At 66.9% G+C, this 16,226-nt stretch carries 12 protein-coding genes; 4 read left to right on the top strand and 8 right to left on the bottom strand.

Annotated features, from left to right (window positions below):
* Positions 1-47 precede the first annotated feature (47 nt).
* A complete protein-coding gene (locus tag WKB25_RS00405) occupies positions 48-1,856 on the top strand; it encodes a DUF885 domain-containing protein (protein WP_340568069.1) in 1,809 nt (602 codons plus the stop codon).
* A gap of 119 nt (positions 1,857-1,975) precedes the next feature.
* Here the strand turns inward: WKB25_RS00405 and smrA are convergent, their stop codons facing one another.
* Positions 1,976-3,808, bottom strand: coding sequence for a multidrug efflux ABC transporter SmrA (gene smrA, locus WKB25_RS00400; protein WP_340568067.1), 1,833 nt, complete (start codon positions 3,806-3,808; stop codon positions 1,976-1,978).
* 157 nt (positions 3,809-3,965) lie between these two features.
* Positions 3,966-5,525, bottom strand: a complete 1,560-nt coding sequence (locus WKB25_RS00395) for a serine hydrolase (protein WP_340568065.1) — start codon at positions 5,523-5,525, stop codon at positions 3,966-3,968.
* A 110-nt stretch (positions 5,526-5,635) separates the two neighbouring features.
* On the opposite strand from WKB25_RS00395, the gene WKB25_RS00390 reads away from it, so the two are divergent.
* Positions 5,636-6,079 carry a VOC family protein gene (locus tag WKB25_RS00390; protein WP_340568063.1) on the top strand — a complete coding sequence of 148 codons (444 nt, stop codon included), beginning with the start codon at positions 5,636-5,638 and terminating at the stop codon, positions 6,077-6,079.
* Positions 6,076-6,954 carry a DUF72 domain-containing protein gene (locus WKB25_RS00385; protein ID WP_340568062.1) on the top strand — a complete coding sequence of 293 codons (879 nt, stop codon included), beginning with the start codon at positions 6,076-6,078 and terminating at the stop codon, positions 6,952-6,954. The genes WKB25_RS00390 and WKB25_RS00385 overlap by 4 nt, the downstream gene beginning before the upstream one ends.
* Here WKB25_RS00385 and WKB25_RS00380 read toward each other — a convergent pair.
* Entirely contained in the window at positions 6,875-7,492 is a 618-nt protein-coding gene (locus WKB25_RS00380) for a Pr6Pr family membrane protein (RefSeq protein WP_340568060.1), read from the bottom strand. The two genes, WKB25_RS00385 and WKB25_RS00380, sit on opposite strands and share 80 nt — an antisense overlap.
* A 77-nt stretch (positions 7,493-7,569) precedes the next feature.
* Between WKB25_RS00380 and WKB25_RS00375 the strand changes: the two genes are divergently transcribed.
* Complete coding sequence (locus WKB25_RS00375; protein ID WP_251476170.1) at positions 7,570-8,517, top strand: DMT family transporter; 948 nt, start codon at positions 7,570-7,572, stop codon at positions 8,515-8,517.
* Between the two features lie 39 nt (positions 8,518-8,556).
* On the opposite strand, the gene WKB25_RS00370 is transcribed toward WKB25_RS00375, so the two are convergent.
* The 5 genes from WKB25_RS00370 to WKB25_RS00350 form a co-directional block, all read right to left on the bottom strand.
* Complete coding sequence (locus WKB25_RS00370) at positions 8,557-9,717, bottom strand: AAA family ATPase (protein ID WP_340568058.1); 1,161 nt, start codon at positions 9,715-9,717, stop codon at positions 8,557-8,559.
* 150 nt (positions 9,718-9,867) lie between these two features.
* Positions 9,868-10,938 (bottom strand): sensor domain-containing diguanylate cyclase, encoded by a 1,071-nt coding sequence (locus WKB25_RS00365; RefSeq protein WP_340568057.1) that lies wholly within the window; start codon positions 10,936-10,938, stop codon positions 9,868-9,870.
* A 139-nt stretch (positions 10,939-11,077) separates the two neighbouring features.
* Entirely contained in the window at positions 11,078-11,800 is a 723-nt protein-coding gene (locus tag WKB25_RS00360) for a pseudouridine synthase (RefSeq protein ID WP_340568055.1), read from the bottom strand.
* A gap of 34 nt (positions 11,801-11,834) precedes the next feature.
* Positions 11,835-13,499, bottom strand: a complete 1,665-nt coding sequence (locus WKB25_RS00355) for a diguanylate cyclase (protein ID WP_340568054.1) — start codon at positions 13,497-13,499, stop codon at positions 11,835-11,837.
* A 136-nt stretch (positions 13,500-13,635) separates the two neighbouring features.
* Positions 13,636-16,059: an EAL domain-containing protein gene (locus WKB25_RS00350; RefSeq protein ID WP_340568052.1), complete on the bottom strand. Its 2,424-nt coding sequence runs from the start codon at positions 16,057-16,059 to the stop codon at positions 13,636-13,638.
* Positions 16,060-16,226 lie beyond the last annotated feature (167 nt).

Raw genomic sequence — 16,226 nt, 5'->3', positions numbered from 1 at the left:
AGCTCCTGGGGCCTATGCTCAGGGATTGACCCCGTACAGGAATGCCGATGCGCCCGCATCTTCTTGCCCTCGCCCTCGTCGCCGCCCTCGCCGGTTGCCAGCCGGCCGACGCCCCGACCAACGGTTCCACCCCGGCCGCCAGCCAGCAGGCGGGTGATGCAGCGGTCGATGCCGCCTTTGCCGACCTGTCCAAGCGTGCCCTGGACACCTGGATGCAGCTGTCCCCGGTCAGCGCCACCCAGATCGGCGACCACCGCTATGACAGCGAGATCGACGACCTGAGCGCGGCCGGCCAGCAGAAGACCGTCGACGCCTACAAGGGCCTGCTGGGCGAACTGGACAAGATCGAGGTGGCCAAGCTGGGCCGCGAGAACCAGGTGGATGCCGCGATCCTGCGCAACCAGCTGCAGTCGGAAATCTGGAATGCCGAGGTGATGCAGTCCGGCAAGTGGGACCCGCAGCTGTACAACGGCGTTGCCGGCAGCGCGATCTACGGCCTGATGGCGCGCGAGTTCGCGCCGCTGCCGGAGCGCCTGAAGTCGGCCACCGCGCGCATGGAAAAGCTGCCGGCGATCTTCGCCCAGGCCCGCGAGAACCTGGATCCGGCACGCGTGCCGAAGATCCATGCCGAGACCGTGGCCAAGCAGAACAAGGGCATCCTCAGCATCGTCGATACCTTCATCACCCCGCACATCGGCGAGTTGCCGCAGGCCGATCAGCAGCGCCTGCAGGCCGCCATCGACGGCCTGAAGAAGGCGGTGGACGAGCAGCAGACCTGGCTGGACAAGACCCTGGTGCCGAACGCCAAGGGCGACTTCCGCATTGGTGCGGAGAAGTACGACCAGAAGCTGAAATTCGCGCTGAATTCCTCGCTGTCGCGGCAGGAGATCGGTGAGCGTGCACGCGCCGAACTGAAGCGCGTGCGCGAGGACATGTACGGCATCGCGCAGACCGTGCTGAAGGACAAGCCGGGCGCACCGGAAATGCCGGCGCAGCCGAGCGACGAACAGCAGCAGAAGGCGATCGAGGCCGCGCTGGAGCTGGCCTACGCTGACAAGCCGGCGCGCGACAAGGTGGTCGACGATGCCAAGGCCGCACTGGATCAGTCCACCGCGTTCGTGCGCGAGCACGACCTGATGACCCTGCCCGACGCGCCGGTGGACATCATCCTGATGCCGGAATTCCAGCGTGGCGTGGCCGTGGCCTACTGCGATTCGCCGGGCCCGCTGGACAAGAACCTGAAGACCTTCTACGCCGTCTCGCCGATTCCCGACGACTGGAACGACAAGCAGGTCGACTCGTTCCTGCGTGAATACAACTCGCGCATGATCCACCTGCTCAGCATCCACGAAGGCACGCCGGGCCACTACCTGGAAGGCTGGCATTCGGCCAAGTTCCCCTCCACCCTGCGTGCCGTGCTGCGTTCGGGCCTGTTCGCCGAGGGTTGGGCGGTCTACACCGAGCGCATGATGCAGGAGCAGGGTTATCTCAACAACGACCCGCTGTTCCACCTGGTGCAGCTGAAGTTCTACCTGCGCACGATCTCCAACGCGATCCTCGACCAGGGCGTGCACGTGGACAACTGGGATCGCGAGAAGGCGATGCACCTGATGACCCACGACGCCTTCCAGCAGGAAAGCGAAGCCTCGGGCAAGTGGGTGCGTGCGCAGCTGACCTCGGCACAGCTGCCGACCTACTTCGTCGGTGCACAGGAACACTTCGACACCCGCAAGGCGATGCAGGACAAGCTGGGTGACAAGTTCAACCTGAAGGCCTACCACGACCAGATGCTGTCCTACGGCGCACCGCCGGTGCGCTTCGCGCGCCAGCTGATGCTGGACCAGCCGATCGAGTGATCGGTCGGGTGTGAGTTGAACGCAAACGGCCCGGGGAGACCCGGGCCGTTTTCATCTGTGCTGTACGGCATCCACGCGTGGCGTGGATCTACTGTTGCTCAGCCGCCGTCCGGGGGCGGTCATTGATCGGCGGCCACGAACCCACCCGTCTGCCGCGCCCACAACCGCGCGTACAGACCACCGGCCTCGATCAGCTCGGCATGGGTACCGGTCTCGACGATGCGGCCCTGGTCCATCACCACCAGCCGGTCCATGCGGGCGATGGTCGACAGGCGATGGGCGATCGCGATCACCGTCTTGCCCCCCATCAATTCGTCCAGATTGTCCTGAATCGCCGCTTCCACTTCCGAGTCCAGCGCCGAGGTGGCCTCGTCCAGCACCAGGATCGGCGCGTCCTTCAGCAGCACGCGGGCGATGGCGATGCGCTGGCGCTGGCCACCGGACAGCTTCACGCCGCGCTCGCCGACATGCGCGTCGTAGCCACGACGCCCTTCGCCGTCGACCAGCGTATCGATGAAAGCTTCCGCACGCGCCTTGGCCACCGCCGCGCGCAGCTGCTCGTCGGTCGCATCCGGGCGGCCGTACAGCAGGTTGTCGCGGATCGAGCGGTGCAGCAGCGAGGTATCCTGGGTCACCACACCGATCTGCTGGCGCAGGCTTTCCTGGGTAACGCAGGCGATGTCCTGGCCGTCGATCAGGATGCGCCCGCTTTCCAGGTCGTACAGCCGCAGCAGCACGTTCACCAGCGTCGACTTGCCGGCACCGGACGGGCCGACCAGGCCGATCTTCTCGCCTGGCTTCACCATCAGGTCCAGGCCAGCGATCACGCCACCCTTCTTGCCGTAGTGGAAATGGACGTCCTGGAAATGCACACCGCCACGGGTCACCTGCAGCGGCACCGCATCCTCGCGGTCCTGCACGGTCAGCGGCTGGGCGATGGTGGTGATGCCATCCTGCACGGTGCCGATGTCCTCGAAGATGCCGTTGATGGTCCACATGATCCAGCCGGACATGTTGTGGATGCGGATCACCAGGCCGGTCGCCAGGGTGATCGCGCCAACGGTGATGTGCCCGCCGTTCCACAGCCACAGCGCAAGACCGCAGGTTCCGGCGATGAGGAAACCGTTGACGATGGCGATGGTCAGATCCATGCCGGTGGTGATCCGGGTCTGCGCGCGGTGCTTGACCGCCAGTTCCTGGATCGAATCGGCGACATAGGCCTGCTCGCGGCCGCCATGCGCGAACAGCTTCAGCGTAGGAATGTTGGTGTAGCCGTCGACGATGCGTCCCATCGCCTTGGAGCGTGCCTCCGACGCGATCCAGGCCCGTTCCTTCGCGCGCGGCACGAAGTAGATCATGATCACCACGTAGGCCAGCAGCCACAGGATCAGCGGCACCATCAGCCGCCAGTCGGCCTGTGCGAACAGGTACAGCGCGGTGCCGGTGTAGACCACGATGTACCACAGCGAATCGACCATCTGCACCGCCGACTCGCGCAGCGAGGTACCGGTCTGCATCACCCGGTTGGCCATGCTGCCGGCGAAGTCGTTCTGGAAGAAGCTCAGGCTCTGCCGCACCACGTAGTTGTGCATCAGCCAGCGCGAGCGATTGCTCAGGCCCGGCACGATGGCCTGGTTGACCAGCAGGTTGTGCAGGCCGACCAGGATCGGGCGCGCGATGACCGTGATGAACAGCATCCAGCCAAGGGCATCGGCATGGCGCCGGAAGAAACCCGCGCCTGGCTGCTCGGCGACCATGTCGACGATGCGGCCGAGAAAATCGAACATCGCCACTTCCACCAGCGCCAGCAGCAGACCGGCGATCAGGGTGGCCAGCAGCACCGGCCACACCGGTCGCAGGTAGTGCAGGTAGAACGGCACCACGGTGCGCGGCGGCATGCGCCCGTCAATGGGCGGAAACACCGGAATCAGGGATTCAAACCAACGGAACATCGCATTCCCTCGCCATCGATAGCCGGCTGAGTATCCCACGCCGCGTGTGTACGCCGGCCGACGATCTCCCCCGGTTCCGATGTGCCGGCCGTTGGCCGGCAACCACGCGATGTTATCGGGGATCATGAGGTTGCCGGCCAGCGGCCGGCACTACCCTCTACGTCACCGGGGTGAACAGCAGATCCTGGAAATCGAAGCTGAAATCGGTCAGGTCGGAGATCGGCTGCATGCGCACCTCGCGCACCTTTCCATCCGGGTCCAGGCTGAAATTCACGAACGCATCGGCATTGAGCGAGCGATCATCCCAGCGAACGATGAAGGTGTCGTGCTGCCAGTGTTCCAGGCGACCGCTCAGCTGTGCCGTCTTTGCGAAGCGCAGCCGCAGGTCCTTGCCTTCCGCGCGGATGACCATGTCGCCATACCAGCGGTCGCGGTAAGTGGCCGCATACCCGGCCAGCGGCAACGACGGCCTGCTGCCCTTGTCACGCTCCGCCTGGTGCTTGGCCCATGCTTCGTCGGCCTTGTCCTTGCCCTTGGCCACGCCCTTGGCATAGGCATCCACCCAGTCGTGCTTTTCACCGCCCAGGTAGGCATCGAGCACGCTCAGCGTGATCGCATTGAACGCCGCACCCACTTCCTGGTTGGTCAGCACCACCACGCCCAGCTTCTCGCCAGGCACCAGGGTCAGCCGCGAAACCATGCCGGGCCAGCCACCGGTGTGCCAGACCAGCTTCTGCCCGCGATAGTCGCTCAGGCTCCAGCCCTCGCCATAGCCGGCGAAGTTGGCCCGCGCCGGCGCCAGCTCCGGCACGCTCGGCGCCGGAATCGTCTGCGGCGTGATCATCTGCCACATCTGCTGCTGGCTCTTGGCAGTGAACAGCGGCGTGCCATCGGCCAGCTTGCCTTCGGCCAGCTGCACCTGCATCCAGCGCGCCATGTCGTGGGCACTGGAATAAATGCCACCGGCACCGGCGTTGTTCGACCAGGTCAACGGCGCAACGGTACGCAGGTCCTTGAAATCGTACTTGGCGTGACCGGTCGCAGCGTTGTCGCCGGCCTTGAGGTGATCGGCGTTGTAACGCGTGCCGGCCATGCCGACCTTGTCGAAGATGCGCGTCTGCAGGAACTGCTGGTAGCTCATGCCCGAGACGTGCTCGATCACCTGCTGGGCGACCGCATACAGGATGTTGTCGTAGGCATAGCGCTCGCGGAAACCACCTTTCAGCGGCACCTGGCCAAGGCGCTGCACGACTTCGGCATTGCTGTAGGAGGTGGTTGGCCAGAACAGCAGGTCGCCCGCGCCCAGGCTCAGGCCACTGCGGTGCGAAAGCAGGTCGCGGATCGTCATCTGCCCGGTCACGAACGGATCGGACATGCGGAACGACGGCAGGTGGTCGATCACCTTGTCGTCCATCTTCAGCTTGCCGTCCTCGGCCAGCAGATTCAGCGAGGTGGCAGTGAAGGCCTTGGTGTTGGAGGCGATGGCGAACAGGGTATCGGCCTCGACCGGCGCCGGCTTGCCCAGTTCACGCACGCCCCAGCCGCGTTCCAGCACCACCTGCCCGTCCTTGACCACAGCCACGGCGATACCGGGCACGTCGAACTGCGCGCGCACGCGCTCGACGGTCGCATCCAGGTCCTGCAGCTGCTGCGGCGTCGCCGCATTGGCCATGGTCGTGCACGCAAGCAGCACGGTTCCTCCGATCCAGGTTTTCATCCAGCACCATCTCCGAACAGGGGTAGCGGCCATGTGCAGGCCGTCACCGGGGTTTCGCGCGATGGTAACGGTCCCGGGTGCAGCCTGCCCTGTGCCATAGGAGGGGTGTCATGGGTGCGAACGGCCAGAGCAGCAACGGTTCCACCATCATTCCGTGCCTGCGCTATCGCGATGCGCTGGCCGCCATCGACTGGCTGCAGCGCGCGTTCGGTTTTCACGCGCAGGCCGTGTATGCCGACGGCGATACCGTGCACCACGCACAGCTGGTGTTCGGCCAGGGCATGATCATGCTCGGATCTGCCACCAACAGCGGCGAATGGGCCAAGCTGGCGGTGATGCCCGATGAAGTCGGCGGCCGGCAGACCCAGAGTGCCTGTGTGATCGTCACCGATGTCGACGCCCACTACGCCCGGGCCAAGGCTGCCGGTGCGCGCATCGTGATCGACATTGCCGACCAGGCCTACGGTGGACGTGGCTATGCCTGCGCCGACCCGGAAGGCTATCTGTGGTGGTTCGGCAGCTACGATCCGTGGCGGGCGGAACACACGCAATGACGGCACGGCATGCGTATGCGGCGCCGGTGCGCTGCGGTATCGGCGGCTGGGTGTTCCCGCAATGGCGTGGGGGCGCCTTCTATCCGCCCGGCCTGATCCAGCGCGAAGAGCTGGCCTACGCCAGTCGCGCGTTGCACTGCATCGAAATCAACGGCACCTTCTACCGCACCCCCACAGCGGCCCAGTGTACGCAGTGGGCCGCGCAGACGCCGGAGGGTTTCCGCTTCTCGATGAAGGCGCCGCGCCATCTGGTGCAGCGCCGAGATCTGTCGTCCACGATCGAGGCGGCTGGCTCGTTCCTGCAGGCAGCCATCGCTCTCGGCGACCGCCTCGGCCCATTGCTCTGGCAGTTCGACCCGCAGCACCCGGCCGATGCCGTGGCACTGGACACCTTCATGGCACAGCTGCCAAAGCACCTGGATGGAACGGTGTTGCAACATGCGCTGGAGGTGCGCAACGCCAGCGTCCATGGGCCGGAACTGGTCGAAGCGGCGCGCCGGCATGGCGTGGCCCTGGTGATCGAAGACAGCGACGAGTCACCGTTGCACGGCGACATCACCGCCGGCTTCGTCTATGCACGGATCAAACGCAGCCAGGCCAGGCTGACCGAAGGTCTTCCCCTGCCGATGCAGCAGCGCTGGGCCGGGCGCGCGCGGTGCTGGGCCCGAGGCGAGATAGTGGACGACCTGCCCTGCCTGGCCCCACCGGCCGCTACCGCGCCGCGCGAGGTCTACCTGCTGTGCATCGGCGCCGGCAAGGTGCGCAACCCGGCGGCGGCGATGGCGCTGCAACGGCTCATCGACGGCGCCAGCGATCCACGGCCCACAGCAGTGTCCAGCCCAGCACGAACACCCCGCCGACGCGCAGTACGCTGAGGCCGAATGCACGCGAACCGATCCGCTGCACTTCCAGGAACGGATACGGGGCGCTGCCCAGCCACGAGGCCGTGAGCATCGCCCAGCCCAGGTAGGCCAGCGGCACCAGCAGGACCGCGCCCAACGCACCCCAGCGCAGGCCACCATGAGGCAGCAGCCCCGCCCAACCGGCCAGATACAGCAGCGGCACCACGTAGTGCAGACCAACATCGGCCCACCATTGCAGACCAGTTGGCTGCCACAGCCCCTGCAGCGCCAGCAGATAGATCAGGCTGGTGACGCCGATGCACAGGGCCAGGGTGGCGGCCACCGTCGGTCGCAGGGCGCGGCCGCTGCAGAGCCAGACGCAGCCCAGGCACACGGCCAGATTGCTGAGAATGGTGAAGTAGCTGAAGAAGCGCAGGCTCGCCACGCCGGGTCCCAGGCTGGCACCGATGCCGCGCATCAGCAGGGCGAACTGCAGCAGCAGCGACGCTGCCGCGACCAGCGCGGTCAACAGCGCCCAGCCGCGCAGCAGAAGAAAACGGGCAGCAGGCATGCACGGCTCCCTCGTGGCAACGCCGCGAGCATGCCACAGGCATCGCCCGCCGATGCGCCTTGCCTCACAATACCCTGATGAGCACACCCGACACCCGCAAAGCGCTGTGGCAGATCCACTTCTGTGTCCTGCTGTGGGGCGTCACCGCCATCCTCGGCAAGTTGATCACCCTGCCCGCGCTGCCGCTGGTGTGGTGGCGGATGCTGCTGGTGGTGGCGATGCTGGCACTGCTTCCGCGGGTCTGGCGCGGGCTGCGCACGTTGCCGCTGCGGCTGGTCGCCGGCTATGCCGGCATCGGCGCGCTGGTCGCGCTGCATTGGCTCACGTTCTATGGCGCGGTGAAGCTGGCCAATGCCTCGGTTGCTGCGACCTGCATCGCGCTGGCACCGGTGTTCACCTCGATCATCGAACCGTGGGTGGCCAAACGCCCGTTCCAGATGCGCGAGCTGGCCTTCGGCCTGGCCGTGCTGCCCGGTGTGGCGCTGGTGGTGGGCGGCGTGCCCGACGGCATGCGTATGGGCGTGCTGATCGGCGCGCTCTCGGCCCTGCTGGTGGCGGTGTTCGGCTCGCTCAACAAACGCATGGTCAGCCATGCCGATCCGCTGACGGTAACTGCGCTGGAGCTGGGCGCCGGCACCATCACCCTGACCCTGCTGGCACCGTTGATGCCGTACCTGCTGCCGGCGCTGGCCAGCCCGTTGTGGATCGTTCCCGATCTGCACGACGGCATCCTGCTGCTGGTGCTGGCCGGTGTCTGCACGCTGCTGCCGTTCGCCCTGGCACTGGTCGCGCTGCGCCACCTCAGCGCCTACACCGTGCAGCTGGTCACCAACCTGGAACCGGTCTACGCCGTGGTGCTGGCCGTGGTGCTGCTGCGCGAGCAGCACGAAGTCACCCCGTGGTTCTACCTGGGCGTGGCGATCATCGTCGGGGCCGTGTTCCTGCATCCGCTGCTCAACCGCCGCAAGCGCGTGCAGCATCCGGAGATCCTCGGTACATCCGAAGCGCGCAACATCGCCGATTGAGGGCGTCCGCGCATTGCGCGGACCTTCCCCGTACCCGTCTCAGCGCTGCGGCCAATGCCAGGCCGGCGCATCCAGCAGGCCCTGCCCGCTCAGCAGCGTCCGCCCATGCTCCTTGTACAGGTGCATCGAATGGCAGTGCGGTGCCTGCTCCAGCGCGGCGATCAAGCGCGTGGCATGCGACACCACCCAGACCTGGCTGCGCGCACTGGCGGCGATGATCAAGCGTGCCAGCGCCGGTAGCAGATCCGGATGCAGGCTGGTCTCTGGTTCGTTGAGCACCAGCAGCGGCGGCGGCCGAGGCGTGTGCAGCGCCGCTGCCAGCAACAGGAAACGCAACGTGCCATCGGACAGTTCGGCCATCGACAGCGGCCGCAACAGCCCGGGCTGGTGGAAGCGCAGCGCGAGCCGGACATCCAGTTCCTCGAAGCTGACCGTCGCCCCCGGGAATGCATCCTCGACACTGCGCGCCAGCGCCTGCGGATCGCCGATTTCCAGGATCGTCACCCAGGCGGCGGCGAGGTCGCGGCCGTCGTGGTGCAGCACCGGGGTACGGGTCGCCATCGCCGGTTGTCGCGCCGGTGCATCGGCATCGCTGCGGAAGTGGTCGTAGAAGCGCCAACGGCGGATGTATTCGCGCAAGGTGATGGCTTCCGGCATGCGCTGCGGATCGCCCACCTGGGTGAACAGGCTGTCGAACAACGACAGTCGGTCGTCCACCAGGTCCCAGCCGCGCGCGTGCCGCTGCCGCACCAGCGCACCGCGGCGGTCGACCAGCAGATTGGCGCTGCGCAGGAAGGGCCCCGCCCAGATCGCTTCGGCCTTGATCTGCGGATCCAGCGCGAAGGCCGATCGGCTCGGCGGCGGATAGCCGAGGTCGATGGCGTAGCCGCATCCATCGGTGGCGAAGCCCAGCTTGAGCCCCACCGATTCCTGCCGCGGCCCGCCCTGCTGCGGGATCTCGCCGGCCAGCACGCGGCGGTCGATCTTTTCGGGACCGGCCCACAGCGCCGAGCCCAATCCCCCCTCCCGCGCCAGCACCGCTGCAACACCGCCCTGCGCGGTTTCCGCCAGCAGGCGCAGCGCGCGGTACAGGCTGGATTTGCCACTGCCGTTGTCACCGGTGACGACGTTGAGCTGCTGCATTGGCAGTACCAGCCCGTGCAGTGATCGGTAGTTGGCGATGGCCAGTGTCTGCAGCATGGTCGACGTCCTTGCAGTGAGACGTTGAGGGTGCCGTACGGGGATCGCAATGGCTGCGATTGCATGGAAACGTCCGGCCATCCACGCATGGCGTGGATCTACCCTGGTGCAGCAACGCGTGGCGTGGATCCACCGCAGCCGCCCCAGCGGTCAGGGCGCCACTTCCACCCGGTTGCGGCCGGCGCCCTTGGCCCGGTACAGCGCGGCATCGGCACGGGCCAGGGTCTGATCGGAGGTTTCACCAGGCCGGTACTGCGCCACGCCGATGCTGATCGTCACCGGGAAGCCCAGCGGCAGGTTGGACACCGCCACGCGCAGGAACTCGCATTGCAGCTCGGCGGTGCGCAGATCCACGTCCGGCATCAGTGCAACGAATTCCTCACCGCCGTAGCGTGCGGCCATGCCGCGCCCGGCGAAGTGCGAGCGCAGCAGCGCCCCCAGTTCGGCCAGCACCCGGTCGCCGGTCGCATGGCCCTGGAAATCATTGATGTGCTTGAAATGGTCGATATCCACCAGCGCCACGCAGGCCTGCCGCGCCTGCCCATCAATGGCGACCACGGATTCTCCCAGCGCTGCTGCCAGCGCGCGCCGGTTGGGCAGCCCGGTCAGTGCATCGGTCCGGCTCTGTTCGGCCAGGTCGGCATTCTGTGCCAGCAGCAGGTCGTGGTAGTCCGACAGCAGCCGCTCATAGTCGTCGCGCTCGAGCATGTGCTTCTGGATGTCCAGCGCGAAGCGGCGCAGCTCCATCACCAGCATCACCTGCCGCGACAGCGCGGCCAACGCCTCGGCCTTGTCGCTTGCCAGGTGCTGCGGGCGCGCGTCGAACACGCACAGCGTGCCCAACGGCAGGCCGTCACTGCTGATCAACGGCGCACCGGCATAGAAACGCACGTGCGGGTCGCCGGTCACCACCGGGTTGTCGTGGAAGCGCACGTCCTGCAGCGCATCCTCGACCACCATGATCTCCTGCGGCTGCAGGATGGCATGGCCACACATCGAATCACTGCGGAGGGTCTCGGCCGCATCGATGCCCTGTATCGACTTGAACCACTGCCGCTCGACGTCGATCAGGGTCACGGCCGCCATCGTCGTGCCACATACTGCCTTGGCGATGGCGACCAGATCATCGAACGAGCGTTCCCGTTCGGAATCGAGGATCCGGTAGCGGTACAGCGCCTCCAGGCGCAGCGCTTCGTTGGCGGGCTTGTCGGGTTTGATCATGCAGCGTCGCGTTCCGGCAGGTCGCCGCAAAGTCTAGCTGATGCAGGCAGGCAATCTGCTTTCAGGTAGTGCCGGCCGCTGGCCGGCAACCCTACAGCGCCAGGGTGCTGGCCAGCAGGCCGGCACTACCTGCAGTTTGTTACCAATCCTGCTGCTGCGGCAACAGGCCGTGCAGCTCCTGCTCGGTCAGGTTGCGCCACTGGCCCGGCTTCAGCGCACCGATCTTGATGTTGTCGATGCGCACGCGGCGCAGCTGGGTCACGCGGTAGCCGAACTCGGCCGACATCAGCCGGATCTGCCGGTTCAGGCCCTGCTGCAGGGTGATGCGGAAACCGAACTTGGCGATCCGCGAGGTCTTGCACGGCAGCGTCATCTGGTCATGGATGCGCACGCCGCGGGCCATCGCGCGCAGGAATTCGTCGGTGACCGGCTTGTTCACCGCCACCAGGTATTCCTTCTGGTGGCCGTTTTCGGCGCGCAGGATCTGGTTGACGATGTCGCCGTTGCTGGTCATCAGGATCAGGCCTTCCGATTCCTTGTCCAGGCGACCGATGGGGAAGATGCGCTGTTCGTGGCCGACGAAGTCGACGATGTTGCCCTTCACCGTGCTTTCGGTGGTGCAGGTCACGCCCACCGGCTTGTTCAGCACGATGTACACGTGGCGGCGGGCACCCGGCTTGCGGGCAGTGCGAATGCGCAACGGCTGGCCGTCGACCAGTACCTTGTCCTCCTCGCCGACCACCGCGCCGGTGCCGGCGGCATGGCCGTTGACGGTGACCCGGCGGGCGGCGATCAGGCGATCGGCCTCGCGTCGGGAGCAGAAGCCGGTGTCGGCGATGTATTTGTTGAGTCGGCTGGTCATCGCCCCATTATCCGGCATCACCGCCCTTCCCGCCTCATGCCGTGGTCAACGGATCTTCGGTTTCGCCATCGAACACCCGGTTGCGGCCACTGCGCTTGGCCACGTACATGGCGTGGTCGGCGCGCCGCAGCAGCGCGGCCAGGTCATCTTCGGCCGGCCGCCACTGTGCCAGGCCGATGCTCGCGGTCACCTCCAGACCGGGCACCTGCAGGTCCCGGCAGGCCTCGGTGATGCGCTGGCGCAGGCGTTCCAGGCGAGCGGCAGCGATCTCCCGCGGCATGCCCGGCAACAGCAGCAGGAACTCCTCGCCCCCCATCCGCACCACCTGGTCCTCGCTGCGGACAGCGGCGCGAAGCGCGCGGGCCACGGCCACCAGCACCTGATCACCGATCTCATGGCCATGACGATCGTTGATGTCCTTGAACAGATCGATATCGAGGAAGCCGATCACCAGCGGCCCCCTCTCACGCTCGCCGCCCTGCAGATGCTGGGCCAGCTGGTGCAGGCCGGCACGGCGGTTGGGCAGGCCGGTCAGCATGTCGGTCTCGGCGAGCTGGCGCATTTCATCACGCTGCTGGCGCAGCCGGCCCAGGCGCAGGTTGAGCGCGTAGGCCGCCATCATCAGCAGCCAGGTGACTGCCAGCTGCAGGGCCTCCACCCGGTACGCCATCAGCCAGTGCGCGCTGGCGGCGTCGGCCACGATCAGCACCAGCATCGGCGCGAGTGCGGCCAGCCCCGCCAGCGACCAGACATCGCCGCGCAGGCGGGCCCAGATGCCCATCGCCAACGACAGTGCGCAGCCGATGATGAAGGTCCCCTGCAGGATCTGTGCGACCACGCCCAGTCCATCGCGCTGCAACCACGGCACCAGTGCCGCCAGCGTGAGCAGGGACCACAGCACCAGCTGCTGGCCCACGCGCGAACGTGGCAGTACACGGTCACCGCCGTTCAGGCGCCACAGCGCCGGCAACACCAGTGCCTGGGTCGCTGCCGTCAGCGCCAGCAGCCACCAGTCCCCGCGCCCGCCGACGCGCAGCCAGGGTTCGGGATAGCCGCTGAGGCCACCGAGGATCGATTGCCACAGCACCAGCACCAGGGTGGCACCGATGTACATCAGGAAACTGCGGTCGCGGGTGGTCAGATAGGCCATCAGCGCCGACAGCGCCAGCGCGATTGCCACGGCGATGCAAGCGGCGCGCACCAGCAGCCGGGCAGTGTCGTTCTGCTGTACCGGGCTGGGCGCGCCCAGCTGCAGTGTCGGCACCCAGCGTGCCTTCAGCGGCGTCTGCCAGGAGACCAGGAACGGTTCGTGGCTACCGGCAGCGGGTACCGCCACCATGCCGATGCCCGCTCGGAAGCGCGAATCGCGGGTGCGCGCGTCCTGCATGTTGCCGCAGATCTCGCGGTCACCGTGCTGCAGCCGCACTTCGCCAGCAAAGACATTGAAGACATCCAGCGCCTGCGGTTCGCCGGACCACCCTTCCGGCGGAGCATTCACCTGTGTCTGCTGGCGCGGCCCGGCCAGCATCGCCGGCGTGCACGCGCGATGGGGCGTCGGTTCGGCCGTCGCGCTGCCGACCAGAAGATAATCGCGGCCGGCGTCGACGCTGCGCGCATGGCCCAGCCACGGCAACGCCAACCACACCAGCAGCAGGACAAGCACCGCCCCTGTTTCGAAACGCACCTGCCTGCCGCCCACGCCACGTCCTGTTACTGCTTACGTCCGCGCCCACTGCGCGTCGCCCCTGGCGGCATTATCGCAGCGGAAGGCACCGCCGATGTGTAGACCAAAGTGGCGGGGGTGCTGGCCGGGCTGCCGCCCGGCCGCAGCACCTTCAGCCGGCAGCCGATGGCCCCTGCATGCCGGCCAACCGCATTGGCCGCAGGTCAGCCAGGGTCAGCCGCTCCAGTGGCTGCGGCCGTTCAATGGCATAGCCCTGCAGGCCCTGCACCCCCATCCCGGCGAGCGCCTCGGCCACTTCAATGGTCTCCACCCACTCGGCCACCACTTCCATCTGCAGTTCGCGGCCCAGCTCGCTGATCGCACGCACGCTGGCACGGCTGACCGGATCGGTATCCATGTCACGCACGAAGGCACCATCGATCTTCAGCATGTCCGCCGGCAGCTGCCGCAGATAGCCGAACGAGGACAGGCCCGAGCCGAAATCATCCAGCGCCACCCGGCATCCGCGCGCCTTGACCGCGTCGATGAAGGCACGTGCCTGGCTCAGGTTGCCGATTGCCGCGGTTTCGGTGATCTCGAAGCAGAGCTTGGACGCCAGTGCGCGGTTGCGCTCCAGCAGGTCGCAGACGAATGCCAGGAATCCCGGCTCGGCGATCGACTGGGCCGACACGTTGACGTTGCACAGACCGAGTTGGCGTACGTGCGCCGGGCATACCTGCAGGTGGCGGAACAGCAGGCCGAGCACGTGCCGGTCCAGCACCACCGCCATGCCGTAGCGCTCCACCGCCGGCATGAACCGGCCCGGCAGTTGCAGCACGCCGTCGCTGTCACGCATGCGCACCAGCACTTCGTAGTGCAGGTAGGACGGATCGCCAACCTTGGCAATGCGCTGCGCATACAACAGCATCCGGTTCTCGGCCATGGCACGGCTGACCCGCTGCAGGCGCTCGGCCTCCAGCCGTCGTTCTTCCAGGGCCAGCCGGTTTTCGTTGAAGCAATGAACGCGGTTGCGGCCAGCCTGCTTGGCTGCATAGCAGGCACTGTCGGCGGCGCTCATCAACCAGTTCGCGTCCGGTGCCTCGGCCGTCACTTCGACCACGCCCACGCTGCAGCTCAGCTGCGGACTGCCTTCGCTGATCGGGAACGTGGCCTGGCCGAGGTTGCGGATCAAACGCTGCAATACGTGCTTGGCTTCATCCTGGTTGGCGCGGGCGAGGAACACTGCGAACTCATCCGCGCCCAGGCGGCCAACCCAGTCGCCATCACGCACCGCGCCGACCAGGTACTCGGCGAAGCTGCGCAGCATCTGGTCGCCGGCCGCGTGGCCGAAGCTGTCGTTGACCAGCTTGAAGTGATCCAGGTTGATGTAGCCCAGTGCGTGGGTTCCACCGTCGGAGCGGACCTGCAGCAGAGACTTCTCCAGCAGGCGTTCGATCTCGCGACGATTGATCAGACCGGTCAGTGGATCGTGGCTGGCATGGTGTTCGATCTCGCGCGCCAGGGCATGGTTCTGGCTGACATCCTCGACGATGGCGAACACCGACAGGCGGCCGTCGGCGGTGCGCACGCCGGTGCCACTCCAGCGCCCCCACACCAGGCTGCCATCACGACGCCGGAAGCGCAGTTCGCCCGGTCGCAATTGGCGATCCCAGTCGATGCGGCCACCCTCATCGATGACCAGCTCGCCATCCATCAGCAGTTCGTTCAACGACATCTGCAGCAGCACGTCCCGGCGATGGTCGAGGATGTCGGCCATCGCCTGGTTGGCCTCCACTATTCGGCCAGCGGCATCCAGCTTGAGCATGCCGACATTGGCCTGGTAGAAGGCCGCCCGGAAGCGGCTCTCGTGCTCGGTCAGGTCCTTGCCGACCCGGCGGGCCAGGGCAACCGCCATCAGGCTGATCAGCAGAACCGACAGGCCGCCGACGGTCAGGGTTGCGATGCGCACCGCGCGGGCCATGCGCAGCAGCGCCTGCGAGAACGCCTGCGCCTGCGCGCGCAGCTGGTGGTCGATGCCACGCAGCCGGTGCAGATAATCATCCACGGTTGCCTCGTCCAGCGGTCCCGAGCCATGGCGGCGTTGCAGTTCCTCCGACAACGCCTGCAGGGCCAGCAGGTCCGCGTCGGTCTGCCGCCACAACCACGTGGCCTCGCGGAAGGCACCAACATTGCGCGCATGGCGGAACGAGAAGATCAGCCGTGGAATATCGGCGCGGGCGTTGCCCCCACGCAGGAAACCGGCCCGGGCTGTCGCCTCGTCCGGTTCGGATTGCTCCAGCGCCTTGCGAGCCTGCAGGTCACCCAGCGGAACCTGCAATGCCCGCTGGGCATCCTGCAGATCCTGCAGGTGGCCACGCGCCAGGTAACGGCTGAGCGCTGCGGTGGCGTCCTGCTGCCCCCGCGACCAGTAGCCCTGCCCTGCGATCCACGCGGTCGATGCCGCCTGCAGCTCCTGGATCACGGCCGACAGCGCGACCAGTCCGATCGCCATGCCCGTCAACAGCGCAAATCGCAGCCCCAGCCCGCGGGTCATCGGTACCCGTCGACGCTGCTGGTCCATGCCACTTCTACCCATCCTGGATCCCCCGAATGTGCTGCGGTGACAATCTCCTACGGAACCGGGCCAGCCTAGGACCGAGGATGTGTGGGCCATGCGAAACCGGACCCGGCCGTTGATCGGCAGCGGCGGCCGGGCCGACCTGACGTCCTGCAAACGACAACGCCAGCCCGGAGGCTGGCGTT

Origin of the sequence: Stenotrophomonas sp. G106K1, assembly GCF_037969685.1 — a bacterium.
GTDB classification, from domain to species: domain Bacteria; phylum Pseudomonadota; class Gammaproteobacteria; order Xanthomonadales; family Xanthomonadaceae; genus Stenotrophomonas; species Stenotrophomonas lactitubi.
Note: the sequence above shows the minus strand (reverse complement) of the source record. Positions and strands in the feature narration are given on the sequence as shown.

Excerpts from the sequence above, each read along its gene's own strand:
- WKB25_RS00370 (WP_340568058.1), bottom strand. The coding sequence starts at position 9,717 with ATGCTGCAGACACTGGCCATCGCCAACTACCGATCACTGCACGGGCTG.
- WKB25_RS00395 (WP_340568065.1), bottom strand. The coding sequence starts at position 5,525 with ATGAAAACCTGGATCGGAGGAACCGTGCTGCTTGCGTGCACGACCATG.
- WKB25_RS00360 (WP_340568055.1), bottom strand. The coding sequence starts at position 11,800 with ATGACCAGCCGACTCAACAAATACATCGCCGACACCGGCTTCTGCTCC.
- WKB25_RS00365 (WP_340568057.1), bottom strand. The coding sequence starts at position 10,938 with ATGATCAAACCCGACAAGCCCGCCAACGAAGCGCTGCGCCTGGAGGCG.
- smrA (WP_340568067.1), bottom strand. The coding sequence starts at position 3,808 with ATGTTCCGTTGGTTTGAATCCCTGATTCCGGTGTTTCCGCCCATTGAC.
- WKB25_RS00350 (WP_340568052.1), bottom strand. The coding sequence starts at position 16,059 with ATGGGTAGAAGTGGCATGGACCAGCAGCGTCGACGGGTACCGATGACC.
- WKB25_RS00385 (WP_340568062.1), top strand. The coding sequence starts at position 6,076 with ATGACGGCACGGCATGCGTATGCGGCGCCGGTGCGCTGCGGTATCGGC.
- WKB25_RS00380 (WP_340568060.1), bottom strand. The coding sequence starts at position 7,492 with ATGCCTGCTGCCCGTTTTCTTCTGCTGCGCGGCTGGGCGCTGTTGACC.
- WKB25_RS00390 (WP_340568063.1), top strand. The coding sequence starts at position 5,636 with ATGGGTGCGAACGGCCAGAGCAGCAACGGTTCCACCATCATTCCGTGC.
- WKB25_RS00375 (WP_251476170.1), top strand. The coding sequence starts at position 7,570 with ATGAGCACACCCGACACCCGCAAAGCGCTGTGGCAGATCCACTTCTGT.
- WKB25_RS00405 (WP_340568069.1), top strand. The coding sequence starts at position 48 with ATGCGCCCGCATCTTCTTGCCCTCGCCCTCGTCGCCGCCCTCGCCGGT.